Annotated in this window: 17 protein-coding genes and 2 pseudogenes; 4 read left to right on the forward strand and 15 right to left on the reverse strand. The window is 62.6% G+C overall.

Annotated features, from left to right (window positions below):
• Positions 1–10: 10 nt before the first annotated feature.
• Entirely contained in the window at positions 11–406 is a 396-nt protein-coding gene (locus ACVWZP_RS18295) for a hypothetical protein (RefSeq protein WP_017849849.1), read from the forward strand.
• A gap of 108 nt (positions 407–514) precedes the next feature.
• On the opposite strand, the gene ACVWZP_RS18300 is transcribed toward ACVWZP_RS18295, so the two are convergent.
• Positions 515–1,429 (reverse strand): LysR family transcriptional regulator, encoded by a 915-nt coding sequence (locus tag ACVWZP_RS18300; protein ID WP_017849850.1) that lies wholly within the window; start codon positions 1,427–1,429, stop codon positions 515–517.
• A gap of 124 nt (positions 1,430–1,553) precedes the next feature.
• Here ACVWZP_RS18300 and ACVWZP_RS18305 point away from each other — a divergent pair, with 124 nt between their 5' ends.
• Positions 1,554–2,822 (forward strand): MFS transporter, encoded by a 1,269-nt coding sequence (locus tag ACVWZP_RS18305; RefSeq protein ID WP_108526045.1) that lies wholly within the window; start codon positions 1,554–1,556, stop codon positions 2,820–2,822.
• Between the two features lie 11 nt (positions 2,823–2,833).
• Here the strand turns inward: ACVWZP_RS18305 and ACVWZP_RS18310 are convergent, their stop codons facing one another.
• The 11 genes and pseudogenes from ACVWZP_RS18310 to pilM all read right to left on the reverse strand — a co-directional run bounded on the left by ACVWZP_RS18310 (position 2,834) and on the right by pilM (position 17,993).
• On the reverse strand, positions 2,834–3,343 hold the full coding sequence (locus ACVWZP_RS18310; protein WP_017849852.1) for a cytochrome b/b6 domain-containing protein: 510 nt from the start codon (positions 3,341–3,343) through the stop codon (positions 2,834–2,836).
• 197 nt (positions 3,344–3,540) lie between these two features.
• Positions 3,541–4,608: a uroporphyrinogen decarboxylase gene (gene hemE, locus ACVWZP_RS18315; RefSeq protein WP_017849853.1), complete on the reverse strand. Its 1,068-nt coding sequence runs from the start codon at positions 4,606–4,608 to the stop codon at positions 3,541–3,543.
• A 241-nt stretch (positions 4,609–4,849) separates the two neighbouring features.
• A complete protein-coding gene (locus tag ACVWZP_RS18320; RefSeq protein WP_017849854.1) occupies positions 4,850–6,268 on the reverse strand; it encodes an FAD-dependent oxidoreductase in 1,419 nt (472 codons plus the stop codon).
• Positions 6,269–6,300: 32 nt separating this feature from the next.
• On the reverse strand, positions 6,301–10,746 hold the full coding sequence (gltB, locus tag ACVWZP_RS18325) for a glutamate synthase large subunit (RefSeq protein ID WP_457369996.1): 4,446 nt from the start codon (positions 10,744–10,746) through the stop codon (positions 6,301–6,303).
• Between the two features lie 351 nt (positions 10,747–11,097).
• Positions 11,098–12,666, reverse strand: a complete 1,569-nt coding sequence (locus ACVWZP_RS18330; protein ID WP_057003635.1) for an SPOR domain-containing protein — start codon at positions 12,664–12,666, stop codon at positions 11,098–11,100.
• A 10-nt stretch (positions 12,667–12,676) separates the two neighbouring features.
• Positions 12,677–13,777 (reverse strand): 3-dehydroquinate synthase, encoded by a 1,101-nt coding sequence (gene aroB / locus ACVWZP_RS18335; protein ID WP_017849857.1) that lies wholly within the window; start codon positions 13,775–13,777, stop codon positions 12,677–12,679.
• Positions 13,778–13,902: 125 nt separating this feature from the next.
• Entirely contained in the window at positions 13,903–14,421 is a 519-nt protein-coding gene (gene aroK, locus ACVWZP_RS18340; RefSeq protein WP_026140392.1) for a shikimate kinase AroK, read from the reverse strand.
• 4 nt (positions 14,422–14,425) lie between these two features.
• Positions 14,426–15,679: pseudogene (locus ACVWZP_RS18345) on the reverse strand (type IV pilus secretin PilQ); the annotation flags it as partial.
• A gap of 141 nt (positions 15,680–15,820) precedes the next feature.
• The gene (locus tag ACVWZP_RS18350; protein ID WP_128192086.1) at positions 15,821–16,792 is read right to left on the reverse strand and encodes a pilus assembly protein PilP; all 972 of its coding nucleotides are present in this window, start codon (positions 16,790–16,792) and stop codon (positions 15,821–15,823) included.
• Entirely contained in the window at positions 16,789–17,343 is a 555-nt protein-coding gene (locus tag ACVWZP_RS18355) for a PilN domain-containing protein (RefSeq protein WP_046384969.1), read from the reverse strand. Before ACVWZP_RS18355 ends, ACVWZP_RS18350 begins: the two co-directional genes overlap by 4 nt.
• Positions 17,340–17,993, reverse strand: a complete 654-nt coding sequence (gene pilM / locus ACVWZP_RS18360; protein ID WP_046385359.1) for a type IV pilus biogenesis protein PilM — start codon at positions 17,991–17,993, stop codon at positions 17,340–17,342. Before pilM ends, ACVWZP_RS18355 begins: the two co-directional genes overlap by 4 nt.
• A gap of 220 nt (positions 17,994–18,213) precedes the next feature.
• On the opposite strand from pilM, the gene ACVWZP_RS18365 reads away from it, so the two are divergent.
• Entirely contained in the window at positions 18,214–20,676 is a 2,463-nt protein-coding gene (locus tag ACVWZP_RS18365) for a penicillin-binding protein 1A (RefSeq protein WP_457370397.1), read from the forward strand.
• Between the two features lie 199 nt (positions 20,677–20,875).
• Here the strand turns inward: ACVWZP_RS18365 and ACVWZP_RS18370 are convergent, their stop codons facing one another.
• The 3 genes and pseudogenes from ACVWZP_RS18370 to rpmE form a co-directional block, all read right to left on the reverse strand.
• The gene (locus ACVWZP_RS18370; protein WP_017849864.1) at positions 20,876–22,144 is read right to left on the reverse strand and encodes a malic enzyme-like NAD(P)-binding protein; all 1,269 of its coding nucleotides are present in this window, start codon (positions 22,142–22,144) and stop codon (positions 20,876–20,878) included.
• Between the two features lie 255 nt (positions 22,145–22,399).
• A pseudogene (locus ACVWZP_RS18375) lies at positions 22,400–22,483 on the reverse strand (thermonuclease family protein); the annotation flags it as partial.
• Positions 22,484–22,497: 14 nt separating this feature from the next.
• Entirely contained in the window at positions 22,498–22,728 is a 231-nt protein-coding gene (rpmE, locus tag ACVWZP_RS18380; protein ID WP_017849866.1) for a 50S ribosomal protein L31, read from the reverse strand.
• 225 nt (positions 22,729–22,953) lie between these two features.
• Here rpmE and ACVWZP_RS18385 point away from each other — a divergent pair, with 225 nt between their 5' ends.
• Complete coding sequence (locus tag ACVWZP_RS18385) at positions 22,954–25,173, forward strand: primosomal protein N' (protein WP_017849867.1); 2,220 nt, start codon at positions 22,954–22,956, stop codon at positions 25,171–25,173.
• Positions 25,174–25,379 lie beyond the last annotated feature (206 nt).

Below are 25,379 nucleotides of genomic sequence, written 5' to 3' on the forward strand. Positions count from 1 at the left end.
AGAAAACGGAATGTCTTCCTTGCTACGCGCCACCCTGATCACCCTGGCCCTGCTGACCGGCGCCGGTTGCACCAGCAAACCGGTGCTCAACACCCAGCACGACTTGCCGGCGGGTGCCCAGGTCAGCGAAGAACAAGTCAAACAGGTGATCGTCACCGCCCTGCAAAAACGCGAATGGACCGTGCAACGCCTGAGCCCGCAACTGGTGCAGGCCGAGATCACCGTGCGCAATCAGTTCTACGCCGCCATCGACATCCGCTACACCCGCAACAGCTACGCCATCACTTACCGCGACAGCCGCGACCTGGGCTACAAGGACGGCAAGATCCATCGCAACTACAACCGTTGGGTGAGCATGCTGGATCGGGACATCATGGCGGGGTTGCGTTCAGCGGGGATGCAGTAACCCCGGAAACGACAAAGGGCGCCGTTCGGCGCCCTCTTCACAAACCGGTGGGCTTGTCATCGCCGCGTCCTGCCTGGCTCTGCAAGCGCTGGCAAAACACAGCTGAACTCACCGCCCCCCAAGCGCGCTGCGAACCGCCGCCTTACGCGTCAACAACTCCACGAACGCCTGCGCCATCGGCGTTTGCGCGCCCTTGCGCTGCACCAGCCATACCGCCGTCACCGCCTCCTGGTCGAGCAGGGTGCGATAGACCACGCCATCGATGCGGATGCGCTGGTAAGACGCCGGCAGCACCGACACGCCCAACCCCGCCGCGACCAACCCGATGATCGTCATCGCCTCCCCGGCTTCCTGGGCAAAGCGCGGGCTGAAGCCGGCGTCGCGGGCCAGGTTGAGCAGTTGCGCGTAGAGACCGCTGCCGTAGCTGCGCGGGAAAAACACGAACGGCTCCTCGGCCAACTGCGCCAGGTGCAAGCCCCGCTCGCTGCCTTGCACCAAGGGATGATCGGCGTTGAGCACCGCCACCAAAGGTTCGCGCATCAACTCCACCACACTCAGCGAGTCCGGCAACGGCAACGGCCGCATCAAGCCGACCTGGATCGACTCATCCACCAGCGACTCGGCCACCTCGGTGCTGCTCATTTCCTGCAAACTCAGGTGGACTGCCGGGAACGCCTGGCGAAACGCAAAGATCGCCTGGGGGATGCTCGAATTGAACGGCGCCGACGACGTGAAGCCGATCTTCAGTTCGCCCAGCTCACCCAACTGCGCCCGGCGTGCCACATCCGCGGCCTTATCGACTTGCGCCAGCACCAGTCGCGCCTCGTGCAGGAACAAGCGCCCGGCTTCGCTCAGTTCGACCCGACGGTTGGTCCGCTCGAACAAACGCGCGCCCACCTCGTGCTCCAGCGCCTGGATCTGCTGGCTCAGAGGCGGTTGCGAGATGCCCAGCACCTGCGCGGCCCGGCCAAAATGCAGCTCTTCGGCGACGGCGATGAAGTACCGCAGGTGACGTAATTCCATAGCAGCCTCATTAGGTCGTTAAAGCTATCAAACAGGTCGAACAATATATTGGAAAGAATCATTAGGCAGCTATATTCTTTTTTGCATTGCCGGTCCTGGCAGGCTTTTCCTCCCCGAGGTCCCCGTGAAATCTGCTGTCGCTCCATTCGCTCAAGAAGTCCCGCCGACCGCCCTGGATAAGAGGGTGGAGCAGCTCACTGACACGTACATCGAAAAAGGTACACCGATGTTCATGCGGACCGTGCTGGCGCTGTTCTGCGGCGGCTTCGCGACGTTTGCCCTGCTGTATTGCGTGCAGCCGATGATGCCGGCGTTGTCCCACGAATTTTCCATCAACGCGGCGCAAAGCAGCCTGGTGCTGTCGGTGTCCACGGCGATGCTCGCCCTGGGCCTGCTGATCACCGGGCCGATTTCCGACACCCTGGGGCGCAAGCCGGTGATGGTCGCCGCGTTGTTCTGTGCCGCCCTGTCCACCATCGCCAGCGGCCTGATGCCGAGCTGGGAAGGGATTCTGCTGATGCGCGCGCTGCTGGGGCTGTCGCTGAGTGGCCTGGCCGCCGTGGCGATGACCTACCTGAGCGAAGAGATCCACCCGCAGCACATCGGCCTGGCCATGGGCCTGTACATCGGCGGTAACGCCATCGGCGGCATGAGCGGGCGCCTGATCATCGGCGTATTGATCGACTTCGTCAGCTGGCACACCGCCGTGCTGATCATCGGCGCCCTGGCCCTGATCGCCGCGACGGTGTTCTGGAAAATCCTCCCCGAATCGCGCAACTTCCGCGCCAGCAGCCTCAAGCCGCGCAGCCTGGTGGACGGCTTCGTCATGCACTTCAAGGACGCGGGCCTGCCGTGGTTGTTCCTCGAAGCCTTCCTGCTGATGGGCGCGTTTGTGACGATGTTCAACTACATCGGCTATCGCCTGCTGGCCGACCCGTATGACCTGAGCCAGGCCGTGGTCGGCCTGCTGTCGCTGGTGTACCTCTCGGGCATCTACAGCTCGGCGAAAATCGGCGCGCTGGCCGACCGCCTCGGCCGCCGCCGTGTGCTGTGGGCCACCATCGTGTCGATGCTTGGCGGCATCGGCCTGACCCTGTTCACTCCGCTGTGGCTGGTGATACCCGGCATGCTGGTGTTCACCTTCGGTTTCTTCGGCGCGCACTCGGTGGCCAGCAGCTGGATCGGCCGTCGCGCGGTGAAAGCCAAGGGGCAAGCGTCGTCGCTGTACCTGTTCTGCTACTACGCGGGGTCAAGCGTCGCCGGCACCACGGGGGGGTTCTTCTGGCATTTGGCCGGGTGGAACGGGATTGGCGGGTTTATCGTCGCGCTGTTGCTCGGCGCGTTGCTGGTGGCGTTGAAGTTGGCGAAATTGCCGCCGCTGGCCTCGGCTTGAGGCGCAGCGCCCTAGAACGACATCCGCACCATCACCCGCTTGCCCCGGCGCTCGTGCATAACCACGGCACCGATGTGCATCACCAGCATCAGCAACAAGGCCACGCAGGACAGCACATGCACGCGGGAGTACCAGACGATGCTGGCCGGGTCACTGTGAAACGGTGCGAAGGAGACCAGGTTAAAGAGGTTGATCGGGCGATCCATCATCAGTACCCCTGTTGCCAGCACCATTGCCAACACCACATACATGGCCTTATGCACCCATAGCGCCAGGTATTCCCGTGGTGAACGCCTGACGGAAAAATCCAGGCCGTGGGTAAAGGAGCAATAAACCCGCACGACAAACACCGGGATGTACAGGGTGGTCAATGACACATTGAAAAAAAACACCCACGCTTTGACCGAGGCCGGCACGGCGAATATCGCCACGACAGAACCTGACAATAGCGCCCACACGATGATGACGGCCGAAACCCAATGCAGCAGTTTCTGGCACGTTGAATAGTCAGCGGTATTCATCCAGCGATCACCTGACAACGGACGCCAATCACTGGCGAGTGGAAAAGTTGGGCAGGATTTTTTCTTGGGCGGACAACGGCAGCCGTAGGAGAAGTCCTAAAGACCACAGACTACCAAGGCAGGACTTAACAAGAGCTGAAGCGCAACGAGCCCCCGCCTGCCGGGCAGACGGGGGCTCGATTCAGGCGGGGACGCTGTTACTCGTGATACTGCGCCGACAACTCATGCACCGCGCGCAAGAACGCGCCGGCATGTTCCGGGTTCACTTCCGGCGTAATGCCGTGACCCAGGTTGAACACATGCCCGCTGCCCTTGCCGTAGCTGGCCAGGATGCGCCCGACTTCAGTGCAGATGGCTTCTGGCTTGGCGTACAGCACGGTCGGGTCCATGTTGCCTTGCAGCGCAACCTGGTTGCCGACGCGACGGCGGGCGTCGCCGATGTCGCAGGTCCAGTCCAGGCCCAGGGCATCCGCGCCGGCATCGGCGATGCTTTCCAGCCACAGGCCGCCGCCCTTGGTGAACAGGATCACCGGCACTTTACGGCCTTCGTGTTCGCGGATCAGGCCGCTGACGATCTTGCGCATGTAGGCCAGGGAGAACTCCTGGTACGCCGCCGCCGACAGGTTGCCGCCCCAGGTGTCGAAGATCTGCACCGCTTGCGCGCCGGCCATGATTTGGCCGTTGAGGTACGAGGTGACCGACTGCGCCAGCTTGTCCAGCAGCAGGTGCATGGCCTGCGGGTTGTCGTAGAGCATGGCCTTGGTCTTGCGGAAGTCTTTCGACGAGCCGCCTTCGACCATGTAGGTGGCCAGGGTCCAGGGGCTGCCGGAGAAGCCGATCAGCGGCACGCGGCCATTGAGCTCGCGGCGGATGGTGCTGACGGCGTCCATCACGTAACCGAGGTCTTTGTGCGGGTCCGGGATCGGCAGCGCTTCGATGTCGGCCAGGGTGCTGATGACTTTCTTGAAACGCGGGCCTTCGCCGGTCTCGAAGTACAGGCCTTGGCCCATGGCGTCAGGAATGGTGAGGATATCGGAGAAGAGGATGGCCGCATCCAGCTCCGGGTAGCGGTCCAACGGCTGCAGGGTGACTTCGCAGGCGAACTCCGGGTTCATGCACAGGCTCATGAAATCGCCGGCCTGGGCGCGGCTGGCGCGGTATTCCGGCAGGTAGCGACCGGCTTGACGCATCATCCACACAGGGGTGACGTCTACGGGCTGCTTGAGCAGGGCACGAAGGAAACGGTCGTTCTTGAGGGCAGTCATGTCGGCATCCGCAAAAAAAGTACGGGCATTTTCTCAGAGCGCGACGCAAAAGGCACGGGATGAGCCGTGCCTTTTATCTATCGGGTTGATTTACGACAATCTCTTGGGCACATCAAAACCAAATGTGGGAGGGGGCTTGCCCCCGATTGCAGTGTGTCAGTCTCAGTATCTTTAACTGGACTACCGCTATCGGGGGCAAGCCCCCTCCCACATTTTGGCCACATTTCAAAGATGAAATGGGTCAGACCTGCAGGTAGTCCAGGATACCTTCGGCGGCGTTGCGGCCTTCGAAGATCGCCGTCACTACCAGGTCAGAGCCGCGCACCATGTCGCCACCGGCGAAGATCTTCGGGTTGCTGGTCTGGTGCTTGTACTGGCCTTGTTCCGGGGCGACGACGCGGCCCTGGCTGTCGGTCTGGATCTGGAACTGCTCGAACCACGGCGCCGGGCTTGGGCGGAAGCCGAAGGCGATGACCACGGCGTCGGCCGGGATGATCTCTTCGGAACCCGGGATCGGCTCAGGGCTGCGACGGCCACGGGCGTCCGGTTCGCCGAGACGGGTCTCGACCACCTTCACGCCTTCGACGCGGTCTTCACCGACAATCGCGATCGGCTGGCGGTTGTAGAGGAATTTCACGCCTTCTTCCTTGGCGTTCTTCACCTCTTTGCGCGAGCCTGGCATGTTCGCTTCGTCACGACGATACGCACAGGTCACCGACTTGGCGCCCTGGCGGATCGAGGTACGGTTGCAGTCCATCGCGGTGTCGCCACCGCCCAGCACCACGACCTTCTTGCCTTTCATGTCGATGAAGTCTTCCGGCGACTTTTCAAAGCCCAGGTTGCGGTTGACGTTGGCGATCAGGAAGTCGAGCGCGTCGTACACGCCCGGCAGGTCCTCGCCGGCAAAGCCGCCCTTCATGTAGGTGTAGGTGCCCATGCCCATGAACACCGCATCGTATTCGGCGAGCAGTTGTTCCATGGTCACGTCTTTGCCGACTTCGGTGTTCAGGCGGAACTCGATGCCCATGCCAGTGAACACTTCACGACGATTGCTCAGCACGGTTTTTTCCAGCTTGAACTCGGGGATGCCGAAGGTCAGCAGGCCGCCGATTTCCGGGTTCTTGTCGAACACCACCGGGGTCACGCCGCCACGCACCAGCACGTCGGCACAGCCCAGGCCCGCCGGGCCCGCGCCGATGATCGCGACGCGCTTGCCGTTCGGCTTGACCTTGGACATGTCCGGGCGCCAGCCCATGGCGAAGGCGGTGTCGGTGATGTACTTCTCCACCGAACCGATGGTCACCGCGCCAAAACCGTCGTTGAGGGTGCAGGCACCCTCGCACAGACGGTCCTGCGGGCACACCCGGCCGCAGACTTCCGGCAGGGTGTTGGTCTGGTGCGACAGCTCGGCGGCGGCGAGGATGTTGCCCTCGGCCACCAGTTTCAGCCAGTTGGGAATGAAGTTGTGTACCGGACACTTCCATTCGCAATACGGGTTACCGCACCCCAGGCAGCGGTGGGCCTGGTCGGCCGACTGCTGGGGTTTGAAGGGTTCGTAGATTTCCACGAACTCTTTCTTGCGTTGACGCAACAGTTTCTTCTTCGGATCTTTGCGCCCGACATCGATGAACTGGAAGTCGTTATTCAGACGTTCAGCCATGTTAAAACCTCATCAAACTCTTCAGGCGCATATCACTGCGGGTTGGCACGGATGCTGGAAAGCAACGATTTCAGGTTGGCAGCCTTGGGCTTGACCAGCCAGAAACGACGCAGGAAATCATCAAGGTTCTCGGCGAGGTTACGACCCCATTCGCTGCCGGTTTCCTCGACATACTCGTCCAGCACGTGCTGCAAGTGGTTACGGTGGGATTCCATCGCTTCGCCGCTGATCCGCTGGATCTCGACCAACTCGTGGTTGACCCGGTCGACGAAGGTGTTGTCCTGGTCGAGCACGTAGGCGAAACCGCCGGTCATGCCCGAACCGAAGTTGTAACCGGTCTTGCCCAGTACTGCGACAAAGCCCCCGGTCATGTACTCGCAGCAGTGATCGCCAGTGCCTTCCACCACGGTGTGGGCACCGGAGTTACGCACGGCGAAACGCTCACCGGCGGTCCCCGCGGCGAACAGCTTGCCACCGGTGGCGCCGTACAAGCAGGTGTTGCCGATGATGGCACTGTCCTGGGTCTTGTAGACGCTGCCTTTAGGCGGAACGATCACCAGCTTGCCGCCGGTCATGCCCTTGCCCACGTAGTCGTTGGCGTCACCTTCCAGGTACATGTGCAGGCCGCCAGCGTTCCACACGCCGAAGCTCTGGCCCGCGGTGCCCGTGAAGCGGAAGGTGATCGGCGCCCTGGCCATGCCCTGGTTGCCGTGCTTGCGCGCGATTTCGCCGGAGATGCGTGCGCCGATGGAACGGTCGCAGTTGCAAATGTCCAGGCTGAATTCGCCGCCGCTGGCGTCGTTGATCGACGAAGCGGCCATCTCGACCATCTTCTCGGCCAGCAGGCCCTTGTCGAACGGTGGGTTGCGGTCCACCTGGCAGAATTGCGGCTTGTCGGCCGGGATGTGATCGCTGCCCAACAGCGGCGTCAGGTCCAGGTGTTGTTGCTTGGCGGTCTGGCCTTCGAGGATGTCCAGCAGATCGGTGCGGCCGATCAGCTGTTCGAGGGAGCGCACGCCCAGCTTGGCCAGCCACTCACGGGTTTCTTCGGCGACGTAGGTGAAGAAATTCACCACCATGTCGACGGTGCCGATGTAGTGATCCTTGCGCAGCTTCTCGTTCTGAGTGGCGACGCCGGTGGCGCAGTTGTTCAGGTGGCAGATGCGCAGGTATTTGCAGCCCAGGGCGATCATCGGCGCGGTGCCGAAGCCGAAGCTTTCGGCGCCGAGGATCGCGGCCTTGATCACGTCGAGGCCGGTTTTCAGGCCGCCGTCGGTCTGCACCCGGACCTTGCCGCGCAGGTCGTTGCCGCGCAGGGTCTGATGCGTCTCGGCCAGGCCCAGCTCCCACGGAGCGCCGGCGTACTTGATCGAGGTCAGCGGCGAAGCGCCGGTGCCGCCGTCGTAGCCGGAGATGGTGATCAGGTCGGCATAGGCCTTGGCCACACCGGCGGCGATCGTGCCCACGCCGGCTTCGGCGACCAGTTTCACCGAGACCAGGGCCTGCGGGTTGACTTGTTTGAGGTCGAAAATCAGCTGCGACAAGTCTTCGATCGAGTAGATGTCGTGGTGCGGCGGTGGCGAGATCAGGGTCACGCCCGGCACCGCATAACGCAGCTTGGCGATCAGACCGTTGACCTTGCCGCCTGGCAGCTGGCCGCCTTCACCGGGCTTGGCGCCCTGGGCGACTTTGATCTGCAGCACTTCGGCGTTGACCAGGTATTCCGGGGTTACACCGAAACGGCCAGTCGCCACTTGCTTGATTTTCGAGCTCTTGATGGTGCCATAGCGCGCCGGGTCTTCGCCGCCTTCGCCGGAGTTGGAACGCGCACCCAGGCGGTTCATGGCTTCGGCCAGGGCTTCGTGCGCCTCGGGCGACAAGGCGCCCAGGGAAATACCGGCGGAGTCGAAGCGCTTGAGGACCGATTCGAGCGGTTCGATTTCGCTGAGGGCCAGCGGCGTATCCAGGGTTTTCACCTTGAACAGGTCGCGGATCATCGACACCGGGCGGTTATCCACCAGCGCGGTGTATTCCTTGAACTTGGCGTAGTCGCCCTGCTGCACGGCGGCTTGCAGGGTGCTGACCACGTCCGGGTTGTAGGCGTGATACTCGCCACCGTGTACGAACTTGAGCAGGCCGCCTTGCTGGATCGGCTTGCGCGCACTCCAGGCTTCGGCCGCCAGGGCTTTCTGCTCGGCTTCGATGTCGACGAAACGCGCACCCTTGATGCGGCTCGGTACGCCACGGAAGCTCAGCTCGCAGACTTCTTCCGACAGGCCAATGGCCTCGAACAACTGCGCACCACGGTAGGAAGTGACGGTGGAGATGCCCATCTTCGACAGGATCTTCAGCAGGCCCTTGGTGATGCCTTTACGGTAGTTCTTGAACACCTCGTAGAGGTCGCCCAGCACTTCACCGGTACGGATCAGGTCACCGAGCACTTCGTAGGCGAGGAACGGGTACACCGCCGAGGCGCCGAAACCGATCAGCACCGCGAAGTGATGCGGGTCTCGGGCGGTGGCGGTTTCCACAAGGATGTTGGAGTCGCAGCGCAGGCCTTTTTCGGTCAGGCGGTGATGGACCGCGCCGGTGGCCAGGGAGGCGTGGATCGGCAACTTGCCCGGTGCGATGTGACGGTCGGTCAACACGATCTGGGTACGCCCGGCGCGCACGGCTTCTTCGGCCTGGTCCGCGACATTGCGCACCGCGGCTTCAAGGCCGAGGCTCTCGTCGTAGTTCAGGTCGATGATCTGGCGGTCGAAGCCCGGACGCTCCAGGGTCATCAGCGAACGCCACTTGGCCGGGGAAATGACCGGCGAGCTGAGGATCACACGGGAGGCGTGCTCAGGCGATTCCTGGAAGATGTTGCGCTCGGCGCCGAGACACACTTCCAGGGACATCACGATGGCTTCACGCAGCGGGTCGATCGGTGGGTTGGTCACCTGGGCGAACTGCTGGCGGAAATAGTCGTATGGCGTGCGAACGCGCTGGGACAGCACGGCCATCGGCGTGTCGTCGCCCATCGAGCCGACCGCCTCGTAGCCTTGCTCGCCGAGCGGACGCAGCACCTGGTCGCGCTCTTCGAACGTGACCTGGTACATCTTCATGTACTGCTTGAGCTGGTCGATGTCGTAGAACGCCGAACCGTGGTCGTTGTCTTCCATGGTCGCCTGGATGCGCAGGGCATTCTTGCGCAGCCATTGCTTGTACGGGTGACGGGACTTCAAGCGGTTGTCGATCGCATCGGTGTCGAGGATCTGCCCGGTTTCGGTGTCCACGGCGAGGATCTGGCCAGGGCCGACGCGGCCTTTGGCGATCACATCTTCCGGCTGGTAGTTCCACACGCCGATTTCCGACGCGAGGGTGATGAAACCGTTGGTAGTGGTGACCCAACGCGCCGGGCGCAGACCGTTACGGTCGAGCAGGCACACCGCGTAGCGGCCGTCGGTCATGACCACGCCGGCCGGGCCGTCCCACGGTTCCATGTGCATCGAGTTGTACTCATAGAACGCCCGCAGATCGGGGTCCATGGTCTCGACGTTCTGCCACGCAGGCGGAATGATCATCCGCACGCCACGGAACAGGTCGATGCCGCCGGTGACCATCAGTTCGAGCATGTTGTCCATGCTGGAGGAGTCGGAGCCGACGCGGTTGACCAGCGGGCCGAGCTCTTCCAGGTCCATCAAATCGTTGGCGAACTTAGTGCGACGGGCCACGGCCCAGTTGCGGTTGCCGGTGATGGTGTTGATCTCGCCGTTGTGGGCGAGGAAGCGGAATGGCTGGGCCAGCGGCCATTTCGGCAGGGTGTTGGTGGAGAAGCGCTGGTGGAACACGCAGATCGCGGTTTGCAGGCGCTCATCGCTCAGGTCCGGATAGAAGGCGGTCAAGTCCGCCGGCATCATCAGGCCTTTATAAATGATGGTCTTGTGCGAAAAACTGCAGATGTAGTGGTCGGTGTCGGCGGCATTCGACACGGACGAGCGACGACGCGAGGTGAACAGCTTGATCGCCATGTCCTGGTCGCTCAGGCCGTCGCCTGCGATGAACACTTGTTCGATCTGCGGCAGGCGCTCCAGGGCCAGGCGGCCGAGCACGCTGGTGTCGATCGGCACTTTGCGCCAGCCGACGAGTTGCAGGCCGGCCGCGAGGATTTCGCGGTTCATGTTCTCGCGAGCGGCTTCGGCTTTGACCGGGTCCTGGTTGAAAAACACCATGCCCACGGCGTACTGCTTGGGCAGCTCGACCGCGAAATGCTGTTTGGCGATGGCGCGCAGGAACAGGTCGGGCTTTTGAATGAGCAAGCCACAACCGTCACCGGTCTTGCCGTCGGCGTTGATCCCACCGCGGTGGGTCATGCAGGTCAGGGCCTCGATGGCCGTTTGCAAAAGGGTATGACTGGGCTCGCCCTGCATATGGGCAATCAGGCCGAAACCGCAGTTATCCTTGAATTCATCGGGTTGGTACAGACCTGCTTTCATAGACACTTTCTCACCAGGCTGCCTCTTATATCGAGGCAAATTTCTTTTCAATTCAACCAGTTACCTTCCACGCCGAACGTTCGCCGGCTTTGCAGGGGCAAAAGGGAGGTCATTGTACACACCGACACAGACGCTCACAAATTTAGCGACGAGATGTCGCAAATCTATGTCGCATTTATGAAAGGTTTAAAGCGATATGCTGTGCTAGTCAAAACTTTTTTAATTTTGACCGCTACGACTCAAAAGCCACTGTGACGCAGACACCACAATGCGCGCGGCCTTGAGGGCTGCACGCACTTGCGGTTTTTTTTGAGGTGCCGGGAGGGCGGCCTGGGTAAGGCCGCCGAATCTTCAGCGAGTTGCTGCCAGTTCTTGTTGAACGCTGGCAACAGTGCGAGGCCAAGGTTTACCAGCCTGAACCTTCGCTGGCAAGGCTTTGATAGCGGTATCGGCGGCGGCACGGCTGGAGAAGCTGCCGTAAGTGATCACGTAAAGCGGCTTGCCGTTGAGCACCTTCTTGAAATAACGGTACTCGCCGCCCTGCTCTTTGACGAAGGCTTGAGCATTGGCTTCGGAGCTGGTGCCGAGGATCTGCACCACGAAGTTACCGCTGGGCTGGCTGGTGTACCAGCTGCTGCCGGTGGCGCCGGCCTTGGCGACAGTCACCGGTTTTTCCGCCGGTTTGGCGGCCGGGGCCGGAGCTGGCTTGGCGACAGGCGCTGGCGCGACCGGCTTGGCGACAGGCGCCGGTTTGGCGGTCGCGACCGTAGGCGCAGGTACAGGCACAGGCGTTGGTTTTGCCGCCGGTTGACCGGCAGGCACGCCCACTGGCGGCGCGGTGGTGGTCACGGTCGGCGGTGTGCTGCTGGAGCCTTCCACTGGCACGCCGTCGTCGCCTTCGGAGATACCGCCGGCCGCTTCGGCGAGCGGGCCGCGCATGACGGGCTGGCCGACCATCGGCAGGTTGGTCGGTTGGCCGGAGTTGGCGAACTCGACATTCGGCGTGGGTTTACCCAGTGGTAACTGCGCCTGTTCGGTTGGCGCGCCGGCAGGCGTCGGTGCCTTGCTGCGACCTGGGATCAACCAGGCGGCGGCGACAGCGACCACGACAACGGCGGAAATAGCCAATACGTGCTTTTTAGGCATAGTGAACCCCATCTTTGGACGCTTGACCGCAGAGCGGCTGGCAATCATGGCTTCAATCATCGCATCGCGGGCAACCTGGTTGATGGTGCCAGGCCAGCCGTCGGAGCTTTCGTGAATATCAGAGATCTGCTGAGCGGAGAAAAGTTCGATGCCCTGCCCGGCGCCTTCGAGGCGTTGTGCCAGATATTCGCGGGTTTCTTCCTCTTCATACGGCTGCAATTCGATGACGTGGAACAGCTCCTGCTCGCCGCTGATCTGCTCCAGAGCGGCGATCAGGGACGATTCACCGAACAGGAACACATGCGGACGACCTTCCGGCGTACCCGCCGCCAGCGCCAGCAGCGCTTCGAGGGCCGACTCGTCAAGCTGCTCGGCGTCGTCCACCAGCAGGTAGACTTCCTGGCCGGTCAGGCCCAGTTGCACCACTTGCTTGAGAATCGCATTCGGCTCGGCGCTGGCAACGTCCAGGGCCTGGGCCACCTGACGCAGCACGCCCGCCGCATCGCCGGCGCCACGCGCCGACACCACTACGCTTTGCACCGATTGCTTGTTGGTGCTGGCGACCAGCGCCTGGCGCAGCAAGGTCTTGCCGCTGCCCAGCGGGCCGGTGACGACCAGCAACAACTGGCTGTAGCGCGCCAGGTGATGCAACTGCCCGAGCACCGGCTTGCGCTGCGCAGGGAAGAATTTGAAACCAGGCACCCGTGGAGCGAAGGGGTCGTGGCTTAACTGGTAATGGCCGAGGAACGCCTCGTCGGCATGCAAACTAGTCATCGGGCTCTTATTAACCTTTAAGCTGGGCCAGGGCGCGGTAATCCGCTCCCAGCGTGGCCTGTAGAATCTCTTTCGGATAATCGTCGGTCACCACCGCTTCGCCCATGCGGCGCAGCAGCACCAGTCGCAGTCGACCGTCGATCACTTTCTTGTCTATCGCCATATGTTCGAGGAAATCCGCCTCGCTCATTTCCTCGGGCGGGATCACCGGCAACCCGGCGCGCTGGAACAGGCGGATGCCCCGATCCCGCTCCTGGGCGCTGATCCAGCCCAGGCGTTGCGACATCTCCAATGCCATCACTGTGCCAGCCGCTACGGCTTCCCCATGCAACCACACACCATAGCCCATGTGCGTTTCGATCGCATGGCCGAAGGTGTGGCCCAGGTTCAAGGTGGCCCGTACACCGGACTCCCGTTCGTCGGCATTCACCACCAGCGCCTTGGCCGCACAGGAACGGGAGATCGCTTCGGTCAGCGCCACCTGGTCCAGCGCGCGCAGGGCGTCGACATGTTCTTCCAGCCAGGTCAGGAACGGCTCGTCGCAGATCAGCCCGTACTTGATGACTTCCGCCAGGCCCGCCGACAGCTCGCGCGGGGGCAAGGTGTTGAGGGTCGCGGTGTCGATCAGCACAGCCTGGGGCTGGTAGAACGCGCCCACCATGTTTTTGCCCAGCGGATGGTTGATGCCGGTCTTGCCGCCCACCGACGAATCGACCTGGGACAGCAAGGTGGTCGGCACCTGGATGAAATCCACGCCGCGCTGGTAACAGGCGGCCGCAAAACCGGCCATGTCACCAATCACGCCGCCACCGAGGGCGACCACGGTGGTGCGCCGGTCATGGCGTGCGGTCAGCAGGCCATCGAAGATCAGTTGCAGGGTTTCCCAGTTCTTGTGGGCTTCGCCGTCGGGCAGCACCACGGAGATCACCGAGTACGCCGCCAGGCTGCGGCTCAGACGCTCAAGATACAGCGGCGCGACCGTTTCGTTGGAGATGATCGCCACTTGCCGCCCGGCAATATGCGGTGCGAGCAACTCGGGCTGGTCGAGCAGACCTTCGCCAATATGGATCGGGTAGCTGCGCTCGCCTAGATCGACCTTAAGTGTCTGCATGTGTCCCCGCGTTGAAGATGTATTAACGACCGGCAACGTCGTGATCCGACGTCGCCTGATGGCTCTACGCCACACCCCGCAGGGTGATGACGCGCCGCCGAGAATAGCGCATTTCGGGCCTGGCTTTAACGGGGTGGCAGCCGTTGCAGGCGCTCGAGAATGTCGAGCACCACCATCCGAGGTGGCCGCTCATCGGTTTCCACCACCAGATCGGCGATTTCCCGATACAGCGGATCGCGCAGCGCCAGCAGATCCCGCAGGGTCTTCGCCGGGTCGGCGGTGCGCAGCAGTGGGCGATTGCGATCACGCGCGGTGCGCCCCACCTGCTGCTCGACCGACGCATGCAGATAGACCACCCGACCACCGGCATGCAATGCCCGGCGGTTCTCCTCGCGCATCACGGCACCGCCGCCGGTCGCCAGGACCACGCCATCGCAAGCGCACAGCTCGGCAATCATCGCCTGCTCACGGTCACGAAAGCCCAGTTCGCCTTCCTTATCGAAGATCCACGGGATATTGGCACCCGAGCGCACTTCAATTTCCTTATCGGAGTCTTTGAATGGCAGGCGCAGCTCTTTGGCCAGCAAACGGCCGATGGTGCTTTTTCCAGCCCCCATCGGTCCTACAAGAATCAAATTTCGCACAGAATCAACGACTCACAGCAATCGCCTGGTTATTCATAATACGCGGAGTCAGGAATACCAGCAGCTCGGATTTTTTTTCTGCCAGCACATCGCGCCGGAAAAGGCGGCCAAGATACGGCACATCGCCCAAAAATGGCACTTTATCTAGCACTTTGCTTTGGGTATTGGAGAAAACTCCGCCGATGACGATGGTCTCGCCGTCCCTGACCAGCACCTTGGCGTTGACCTCGTTTTTCTTGATCGGCGGTACGTCGTTGAGCTTGTTCAGGTAATCCGGCTCATCCTTGGTGACTTTGACCTCCATGATCACGCGGTCGTCGGGGGTGATTTGCGGGGTGACTTCCAGGGACAGCGAAGCCTCCTTGAACGACACCGAGGTGGCGCCGCTGGAGCTGGACTCCTGGTAGGGAATCTCGGTGCCCTTGAGGATGCGCGCGGTCTCCTTGTCGGACGTGACCACCTTGGGCTGCGAGACAATCTCGCCGTTGCCGGTTTTTTCCATCGCGGTCAGTTCCAGGTCCAGCAGCAGGTTGTCGGTGATAAACGCGACACCCAGGCCAGAAGTGTTGGTGAGCGCCCCCAAGTCGACAAAGGGCGAGCCGGACGGGTTTTCCACAGGCTCGGTGCCTGGCTCCGGAGGTTTCTCGACACCGCCGGCGCCCCAGTTGCCGCGATTGATCCGCCCTCCCCAGCGCACGCCCAGGCTTTTGTCGTAGTCGACATTGGCCTCGACAATCCGCGCCTCGATCATCACCTGGCGCACCGGAATATCCAGCTGCGCCACGATGCGTCGCAGCTCTTCCAGGCGTTCGCCGGTCTGGTAGGCGATGATGTTATTGGTGCGGTCATCCACCGCCACCGAGCCGCGTTCGTCGGTGGTGCCTTCCAGGCCGGCCACCGATTGGAACAACTTGGCCAGGTCCGCAGCCTTGGCGTAATTGACCTGCAACAGTTCGCGCCGCAATGGCGCCAGTTCAGCCATCTGCTTGCGCGACTCCAGCGTCAGCAGCTCGCGCGCGGCCAACTCGTCGGCGGGCGCCACCAACAGCACCCCGGCCTTTATCCGCTGGTCCAGCCCCTTGCTTTGCAACACCAGGTCCAGCGCCTGGTCCCAAGGCACGTCCTTGAGCCGCAGGGTGATCGAACCTTGCACATCGTCGCTGGCGACCAGATTCAGGCCCGCCACATCGGCAATCTGCTGCAACACGGCGCGCAGCTCGATGTTCTGGAAGTTGAGGTTCAGCTTGTCGCCGGTATAGGTACCTGATGCCGCACCGCCGGGAGGCGGCAGCTGGATCAGATCCACACGATTGGGCACAGCAGCAGCCATCGGTGCCGTGAACGCTATCCATAGCGCCACACCGAAGGACGAGAAAGTCCTTTTCATTGTTTGATTCCGTTATGAGTTGACGTTCAGCACGAGGGTCCGCGGGCGTTCCAGCCACGCGCCCTGTTCATCGGGAAACAATTCGAGCAATTCCACATGGCCCTCATCAATAGCCGTGACCCGACCGTGGTCCGGCCCCAGGTAATCGCCGACCGCCAGCCTGTGGACGCTGGCAGCGGCACGCAGCAGAGCGAAGGTCTGCGCGCCTCGGGACAGCGTGCCGACCATTTCGAACTGGTCGACGGCGATACCTTCCAGGGCACCGCGGGCACGCCCGAGGTCCGGTGCGAGCGCGGGCCGGCCGGGTACGTGACCGACCTGCAAGGCGCGCGGCTGGAACGGATCACGCAAGGCCAGCGCGTCATAGACAAAGCGCGGCCCCGGCTCGACGGCCGGGGTCGACTGACCGCCCGACGACGGATTGCGATAGGTCTTGGCCACCAACTCCAGGCGCAACCCGGCCGCATCAGCCCGAAGCGCCACATCATGCACCGTGACGATGCGCGGTAAGCCGCCCAAAGCGCTCACAAACATCGCCAGGTCGTGATAAGCCCCGGTGACGTCCAGGCGTAACGGCTGCTCGATATAGAGTGGCCGGGGCTGCTCATCCAACACCACGATAGCGTCGACGAGCACCCCATTGGCCGCCCCCAGCCGGGCGATATCTTCGAGCAATGCGGGTACCCCGGATGCACCGGGCAACTGCTGCATCAGCCCGGCAAAACGCGCCTGCATCGCCTGAAGCTGCTGGCTGCGCGCCTCCAGGCTGGCGGCAAGGCCAGCCTTCTGGGCCACCTGTCGCTGCAAGACGACGCCCTGCGCCTCGACCGCCTGCAACCGTTGCCGCGAGGGACTCAGGTACGTCCCATCGCCCACCCACAGCACCAGGCCGGCGAGCGCGCAGCCGAGCACGACCTTGGCGGGCAAGGGCCATTTCGCAGCGTTGTGGGTGAGAGCGGAAAAGTCGAGCCTGGGCAGGCTCACGGTTGAGCCTCGGCGGACTCTCCCTGGCGCACCATCAATTGAAACTCGTTGCTGCCCTGGCCATCTTCCATCCGCACATGTTGCAGCCGAGTGGCATGGGCGCCTTCGGAGGCTTGCAGGCGGCGCATCAGTTGGGCGATGTCCTGGCTGGAATCGGCGCTGCCACGGATGCTGACCGTATCGCCCTTCGCCACGACCTCGTGCAAATGCACGCCGTCTGGCACCGCGCGGGCCAACTGATCCAAGAGCTGGGCACCGGCCGAGCGGGCTTCGTTCAAGTCCTGCACGACCTTCATGCGCTCCGCCAATTGCTGGCTTTGTTCCTGCAGGTCATCGATGGTCTTGATGCGCGAGTCGAGGACGGCAGCGTCCTTGTCCAGGTGGCTATTGCGCGTCACCTGTCGATCAATCGCCCGGTCGATCACCTGATCGGCCAACCACACGGTTGCGAACGCCACGCAGGCAAACGCCAGCAGCAACCCCAGAAAGAATTTGCGCCGCCGTTCCGCCAGCGCCTGGCGCCAGGGCAAAAGGTTGATTAGTGTCTTCAAGCGAAACTCCTCAGGGCCAACCCGCAAGCAATTCCCATCCCGCGGGCATCCGCGGCCCATTGTGCGCCATCGACTCGATGGCCCGGCGTGAAGCTGGCGAAATCCTGACTGCAAGCGCGTGCGAATGCAAATGCTTCCACATCCACCACCTTCGGCACCAGCCCAGCCAGGGTCAAAACCGCGACCCGAGCCTCTACCTGGGCCTTATGGCACGCCGCGAGCAATACATCAACCCGCGCCAGGTTCTGGGCCGATGGCCCGCGAACCTGGAAATCCAGGGCCATCTCATCCAGCGGATAAGGGATGTACTGGTCGGCCTCCATCTGGATCATCCAGGTCATTTCTTCCTCGCTGAGCCCCGCCTCCAACTCGATCACCCGGGTAATCACCGAAGCTCCCGCCACGGCCACGGCCGCGTGGCGGGCCGAGGTGCGCGAGCGGGCCAATGCCTGGGACAACGTCTGCCCCACGCCGTCGAGGTCGAGCACGCTGCTGTCGACCACCGCCTGGGGCGGTAGCGCCTGTGTGGCGTAGCTTTGCACGTTGTAGCCAGTGGGCGAGCGGCCGAGCTCGATCAACCGGATGCCGGTGTCCTGGATGTCGACGCCCAGGACGGTATCGACTTTTCGCCTGAAAAATCCCTTTTCCATAAAACTCCCTAAAACTTTCCCTGTCATACCGCCTGATTGGCGCGTGGCAGCGTGCATTCGGTCGCCTTGTTTGCGAGGCGCGAATGACGCCCCAAGCCGAAAATGCTTTAATGCCCAGCGTTTTTTCCCGCTTTTTATCTGCAGCCAGGGTCGATTCATCGTTTGCCATGCATGCCCCGGCGCCTAACCCATTCTTTTCTCTGGAAATCCAAAAGCCTTGATTCGTCTGCTGAAGTTTTTCGGGTACTCCATTGTCGCCATCGTTTGCGGGCTGCTGCTCGTCCTCAGCGGCGCCTACCTCTACCTTAGTCCGGGTTTGCCCTCCGTAGAGGCCCTGAGAAGCATCCAGTTGCAGATTCCTTTGCGGGTCTACAGCAGCGATGAAAAACTGATCGCGGAGTTCGGCGAAATGCGCCGTACCCCGATTCGTTTCGCGGATATTCCACCCAATTTCATCAACGCCCTGCTGTCGGCCGAGGACGATAATTTCGCCAACCACTACGGCGTCGACCCCAGCAGCCTGGTGCGGGCCGCCACGCAATTGGTAAAAAGCGGACACATTCAATCCGGCGGCAGCACGATCACCATGCAGGTGGCGAAGAACTTCTTCCTCACCAGCGAACGCAGCTTTTCACGCAAAGCCACCGAGATCCTGCTGGCACTGCAGATCGAGCGACAGCTGACCAAGGACGAGATCCTTGAGCTGTACGTCAATAAAATCTACCTGGGCAACCGCGCCTACGGCATCGAAGCCGCGTCCCAGGTCTACTACGGCAAGTCGATTCGCGACGCCAGCCTGGCGCAGATGGCCATGATTGCCGGCCTGCCCAAGGCACCCTCGCGCTTCAACCCGTTGGCCAACCCGGCACGCAGCAAAGAGCGGCGCGACTGGATTCTGGGGCGCATGTACAAGCTGGGCAAAATCAGCCAGAGCGCCTATGAAAGCGCAGTGGCCGAGCCGCTGAACGCCAGTTACCACGTACCGACCCCGGAAGTGAACGCCCCTTATATCGCGGAGATGGCACGGGCCGAGATGGTCGGCCGTTATGGCAGCGAGGCCTACACCGAAGGCTTCCGTGTGACCACGACCGTTCCGAGCGACTTGCAGGAAATCGCCAACAACGCGGTGCATGAAGGCCTGATCTCCTACGACCAGCGCCATGGCTACCGCGGCCCCGAATCGCGCCTGCCGGGCAAGACCCTGAGCGCCTGGACCACCGAACTCGGCAAACAGCGCACGATCAGCGGCCTGGAACCGGCCATCGTCACCCAGGTGAAGAAGGACGGCGTGCAGGTACTGACCCGCACCGGCGAAGCGCATGTGGCGTGGGACAGCATGAAATGGGCGCGCCCATTCCTGAACACCAACAGCATGGGGCCGATGCCCAAGCAGCCGTCGGACGTGGCGCAGGTGGGTGATTTGATCCGCGTGCAACGCCAGAAGGACGACAGCCTGAAATTCAGCCAGGTGCCGGTCGCCCAAGGCGCCCTGGTCTCCCTCGACCCGCAGAACGGCGCGATCCGTGCCCTGGTCGGCGGTTTCGCGTTCGAGCAGAGCAACTACAACCGTGCCACCCAGGCCAAGCGCCAGCCGGGTTCGAGCTTCAAGCCGTTCGTCTACAGTGCCGCCCTGGACAACGGCTACACCGCCGCCAGCCTGGTCAACGATGCACCGATCGTGTTTGTCGACGAGTACCTGGACAAGGTCTGGCGTCCGAAGAACGACACCAACACCTTCCTCGGCCCGATCCGCATCCGCGAGGCGCTGTACAAGTCGCGCAACCTGGTGTCGATCCGCTTGCTGCAGGCGATGGGCGTGGGCAAGACCATCGACTACATCACCCGCTTTGGTTTCAACAAGGCGGACCTGCCGCCGAACCTGTCCCTGGCCCTGGGGACGGCGACCCTCACGCCGATGGAAATCGCCACCGGCTGGAGCACGTTTGCCAACGGCGGCTACAAGATCACGCCGTACCTGATCGACAAGATCGAAAGCCGCAATGGCGACACCCTGTTCACCGCCAACCCGCCACGGGTGCCGGGTGATGTGGTCAACGGCGTGGCCGCCAGCGATGGCCTGGCCGCACCGAGCAACGGCGGTATCACCATCGAGCCGACCCCAGGCGTCACGCCGGCGGCGAACCCGAGCGCCGCGCCTGAACCGCAGGCGCCGGCAGTGGCCGAACGCGTGGTGGATGGCCGCACCACCTACATCCTCAACAGCATCCTGGAAGACGTGATCAAGAAAGGCACCGGCCGCCGTGCGCTGGCCCTGGGCCGCGCGGACATCGCGGGCAAGACCGGTACCACCAACGAATCCAAGGACGCCTGGTTCTCCGGCTACAACGCCGACTACGTGACCACCGTATGGACCGGCTACGACCAGCCGGAAAGCCTCGGCCGCCGCGAGTTCGGCGGTACCGTCGCGCTGCCGATCTGGATGAGCTACATGGGCGCCGCCTTGAAGGACAAGCCGCTGCATACCCAGCCGGAACCGGAAGGCATCCTCAGCCTGCGGATCGACCCGGTCAGTGGCCGCGCAGCATCGCCGAGCACGCCGAATGCGTACTTCGAGCTGTTCAAGAGCGAGGACACGCCGCCGTCGATCAACGAATTGGGCAATGGCGTGGCGCCGGGCAGCCCGCTGCCGGCGGATGAGGCGGCACCGATCGATCTGTTCTAAACCAATGCGGTCAACCCTGTGGGAGGGAGCTTGCTCCCGATGGCGGTGTGTCAGTCACCAGGTTCATTGACTGACAGTCCGCCATCGGGGGCAAGCCCCCTCCCACATTTGGTTCTGCGCAGGCCTTGGGTTTATAGCCAGACAGCAAAAAGCCCCGACTCGCAAGAGCCGGGGCTTTTTGTTGGTGCGCTACAACGGCTTAGCCGTTGAACACATCATCCACGCTTTGCAGCGGGTAGTTTTTCGGATACGGCAGGGTGGCCACACCGGTCTCGATCGCAGCTTTGGCCACGGCGTCGGAGATCACGGTGATCAGGCGCTTGTCCATTGGTTTCGGAATGATGTACTCACGACCGAATTCCAGCTTGGCGCCACCGTAGGCATCGCACACGTCCTGAGGCACCGGCAGCTTGGCCAGTTCACGCAGGGCGTTGGCGGCCGCCACTTTCATTTCTTCGTTGATGCGCTTGGCGCGAACGTCCAGGGCACCGCGGAAGATGAACGGGAAGCCCAGCACGTTGTTGACCTGGTTCGGGTAGTCCGAACGGCCGGTCGCCATGATCACGTCGTCGCGGGTGGCGTGTGCCAGTTCCGGCGCGATTTCTGGGTCCGGGTTGGAGCAGGCGAACACGATCGGGTTGGCTGCCATGGCCTTCAGGCCTTCAGCGCTCAGCAGGTTCGGACCGGACAGGCCGACGAATACGTCGGCACCGTCGAGGGCCTCAGCCAGGGTGCGCTTGGAGGACGGATGCGCAAACATCGCCTTGTACTGGTTCAGGTCGGTACGCTCGGACTGGATCACGCCCTTGCTGTCGACCATGTAGATGTTTTCCAGCTTGGCGCCCATGCTGACGATCAGCTTCATGCACGAGATGGCCGCAGCGCCAGCGCCCAGGCAGACGATCTTGGCGTCAGCCAGGGTTTTGCCAGCGATTTCCAGGGCGTTGATCATGCCGGCCGCGGTAACGATCGCGGTGCCGTGCTGGTCATCGTGGAATACCGGAATGTCGCACTGTTCGATCAGAGCCTTTTCGATCTCGAAGCACTCAGGTGCCTTGATGTCTTCCAGGTTGATGCCACCGAAGGTGATGGAAATGCGCTTGACGGTGTCGATGAAAGCCTGCGGGCTCTCGGAATCGACTTCGATGTCGAACACATCGATGCCGGCAAAGCGCTTGAACAGCACGCCTTTACCTTCCATGACTGGCTTGGAAGCCAATGGGCCGAGGTTACCCAGGCCAAGAATCGCGGTGCCATCGGAAATCACTGCAACCAGGTTGCCTTTGCCGGTGTATTTGTACGCCAACTCAGGGTCACGGGCGATTTCACGGACGGGCTCGGCAACGCCAGGGCTGTAGGCCAGCGACAGGTCGCGAGCGGTGGCAGTGGCTTTGGTGAGCTCTACACTCAGCTTTCCTGGACGAGGAAGGGCATGATATTCGAGAGCGGCAGTTTTCAAATCAGACATATCGGCATTCCGCTTTTACTGTTGGTCGACGGACCGCCGAGGATACTCGTGTCGTAAAGCCCCTACAAGACTGGGCAGTCACCGGTGTCAAGCGCCGTACACTACGACTTTCGGCCAAGAGCCACGGGACACAAGGGCTAAACTGTTCACAATCTACTTGAAAAATGTCTACAATTTTTCCTCGAGTGTCGATTTCAACCACTGCAACTGCGCTGGAGTGCCTGCTTAGCCGAGCAAAGCCTGATGACCGAGGCGGGCCTGGGCCGCCGCCAGCCAAATCGCGGGCACAAAAAAGGCGCCCGCAAGGGACGCCTTTTTCAACAGCTGGCAAAAGCCCATAGGGCCTTTGAGCCTTACTCTGCTGGAGTAGCAGGCTTCTTGCCGAAAGCACCAAAGCGATCTGCGAAGCGCTGTACACGGCCGCCAGTGTCCAGAGTTTTCTGCTTACCGGTGTAGAACGGGTGGCACTCGTTGCATACGTCAGTGCCCAGTGGCTTGCACAGGTTCGAACGGGTTTCGAACTTGTTGCCGCAGCTGCAGGTGACTTCGATGGTTTCGTACGCTGGATGGATACCGGCTTTCATGGTGACTTCCTCAGGCTAGCGTGCCGCCACTCGACACCATTGTCGAATACCGCACGTAATTAGGCCGCGGATTCTACCAGACCTTTTTAAACGCGCAAGCGCCGCTCTGCATCGATTCAGCACACCAAAGCCCCTTTCATCCGAAAACCGCGGCATACCCAACGCATCCCTCGTCTGCTAGGCTCCCGCCCTTCGTCATCACCCTCCTTTATAGAGAACCCCTGCGTGCCCGACGCCATTTTGCGCCTAGCCCTGCCCTCGCCCCTGCGCCGCCTGTTCGACTACCGGGCCCCGGCCGGCGTGCTGCGGGCGCAGTTGCAGCCAGGCATGCGGGTGCGGGTGCCGTTCGGGCGCAGGGAAATGATCGGCATCCTGGTGGAGGTAGCCGATCACAGTGAAGTGCCGGCGGAAAAGCTCAAGCCGGCCGTGGCCATCCTCGACACCACGCCGCCGCTGCCGCCGGCGTTGTTCAAGCTGTGCCTGTGGACCGCCCAGTATTACCAGCACAGCCTGGGCGACACCTTGAGCTGGGCGCTGCCGGTGCTGCTGCGCCAGGGCGAGCTGGCCGAAGCGCGCCAGGAACGCTTCTGGTCGACGGTGCCCGGCGCGCGCCTCGACGACCCGCGCATCGCCCGCGCCCCGCGTCAGCGTGACGCCCTGGCGACACTGGCGCAGCATCCCCATGGCGTGGCCCACCAGCTCTTGAGCAAGCTGATGCTGAGCAAAGACAGCCTCGACCTGCTGCTCGCCAAAGGCCTGGTGCAGGTCGAGATCCGCAAGCACGCGCCGGACCCGCGCCATGAACACTGGCTGGCCCAACCGGAATTGCCACTGAACCCCGAGCAACGTGCGGCCTATGAAGCCATTCGCGCAGGTTTTGACTGCTTTCACGCGTTCCTGCTGGCCGGCGTGACCGGCAGCGGCAAGACCGAAGTCTATCTGCAGTTGATCCGCGAAACCCTGCAAGCGGGCAAACAGGCGCTGGTACTCATCCCCGAGATCAACCTCGGCCCGCAGACCCTGGCGCGTTTCGAGCAGCGTTTCAACGCACGCATCGCCCTGGTGCATTCGGCGGTCAACGACCGTGAACGCCTGGAATCGTGGCTGGCGGCGCGGGACGGCGAGGCCGACATTATTATCGGCACCCGCTCGGCGCTGTTCACCCCGATGAAAAACCCCGGGCTGATCATCATCGACGAAGAACACGACGGTTCGTACAAACAGCAGGAAGGCCTGCGCTACCACGCCCGCGACCTGGCCCTGGTGCGGGCGCGTCAGGAAGACATTCCGATCGTGCTGGGTTCGGCCACGCCGTCCCTGGAAAGCCTGCATAACGCCTACACCGGCCGCTATGGCCTGCTGCGCCTGAATGAGCGCGCAGGCGGCGCCAAGCAACCGCGCTTCCTACGACTGGATGTAAAAAGCCGGCCATTGGACAGCGGTATTTCCGGGCCGATGCAACAAGCCATCGGCCAGACCCTCGCCGCCGGCCAGCAAGTCCTGGTGTTTCTCAACCGTCGCGGCTTCGCGCCGACCTTGCTATGCCATGACTGCGGCTGGATGTCCGAATGCGAACGCTGCGATGCGCGCATGACCGTGCACCAGCGCCATGGCGAGTTGCGCTGCCATCACTGCGGCCACGTGGAACGTGTACCGCGCCATTGCCCGCAATGCGGCAAAGTCGACCTGCGACCGGTCGGCGCGGGCACCGAACGCGCCGAAGAACGCCTGGGCATCCTGTTCCCGGACTACCCGGTGCTGCGGGTCGATCGCGACAGCACCTCGCGCAAGGACGCGATGAACCAGCTGTTCGCCACCATCCAGAAGGGTCAGCCGTGCATCCTGGTAGGCACGCAGATGCTGGCCAAGGGGCATCACTTCCCACGGGTGACCCTGGTGTCGATCCTGGATGCCGACGGCGGCTTGTTCTCCGGCGACTTCCGCGCCAGCGAGCGCATGGCGCAGTTGATCGTGCAGGTCGCTGGCCGTGCCGGGCGCGCCGAGGAGCCGGGCAAGGTGATCATCCAGACCCACCTGGCCGACCATCCGCTGCTGATCCAACTGACCGAACAAGGTTATTTCGCGTTTGCCGAGCAGGCCTTGAGCGAACGCCGCGCCGCCGGCCTGCCGCCTTTTGCCCACCTCGCGCTGCTGCGCGCCGAGGCGCACAAGCCGGGGCAGGCGGAAGGTTTTCTCGATGAAGCCTGCAGCGCCGCCGAGCGCCTGCTCGGCGAGTTGGGCCTGAGCGGCATCGAATTGCTCGGCCCGGTGCCCGCGCCCATGGAACGCCGCGCCGGACGCTACCGCGCTCAGCTACTCTTGCAGGCAACGTCCCGCGCACCGCTGCACCGGCTGTTAAGTAGCTGGTTACTTGCGCTGGAGCAAATGCCCAGCGGTCGCCAGGTGCGATGGTCGTTGGATGTGGACCCGGTCGATTTGTACTAGCCATGTAGGAGCGAGCTTGCTCGCGAAAACCCCGAGAGCGCCACGTAAACCCGAATATCCGCGTTATCGTTGACGATTTTCGCGAGCAAGCTCGCTCCTACAAGTGGGCAGGATGCCCTTAAAAAGCCCCGCAGGTCTGGAACGGTTGGCAAGCCCGCCCTCGCCACGGATAATGCCCAGTTTTTCCACCTGCGCATCGCGCGCCA

It is taken from the genome of Pseudomonas sp. TE36184, assembly GCF_054060055.1.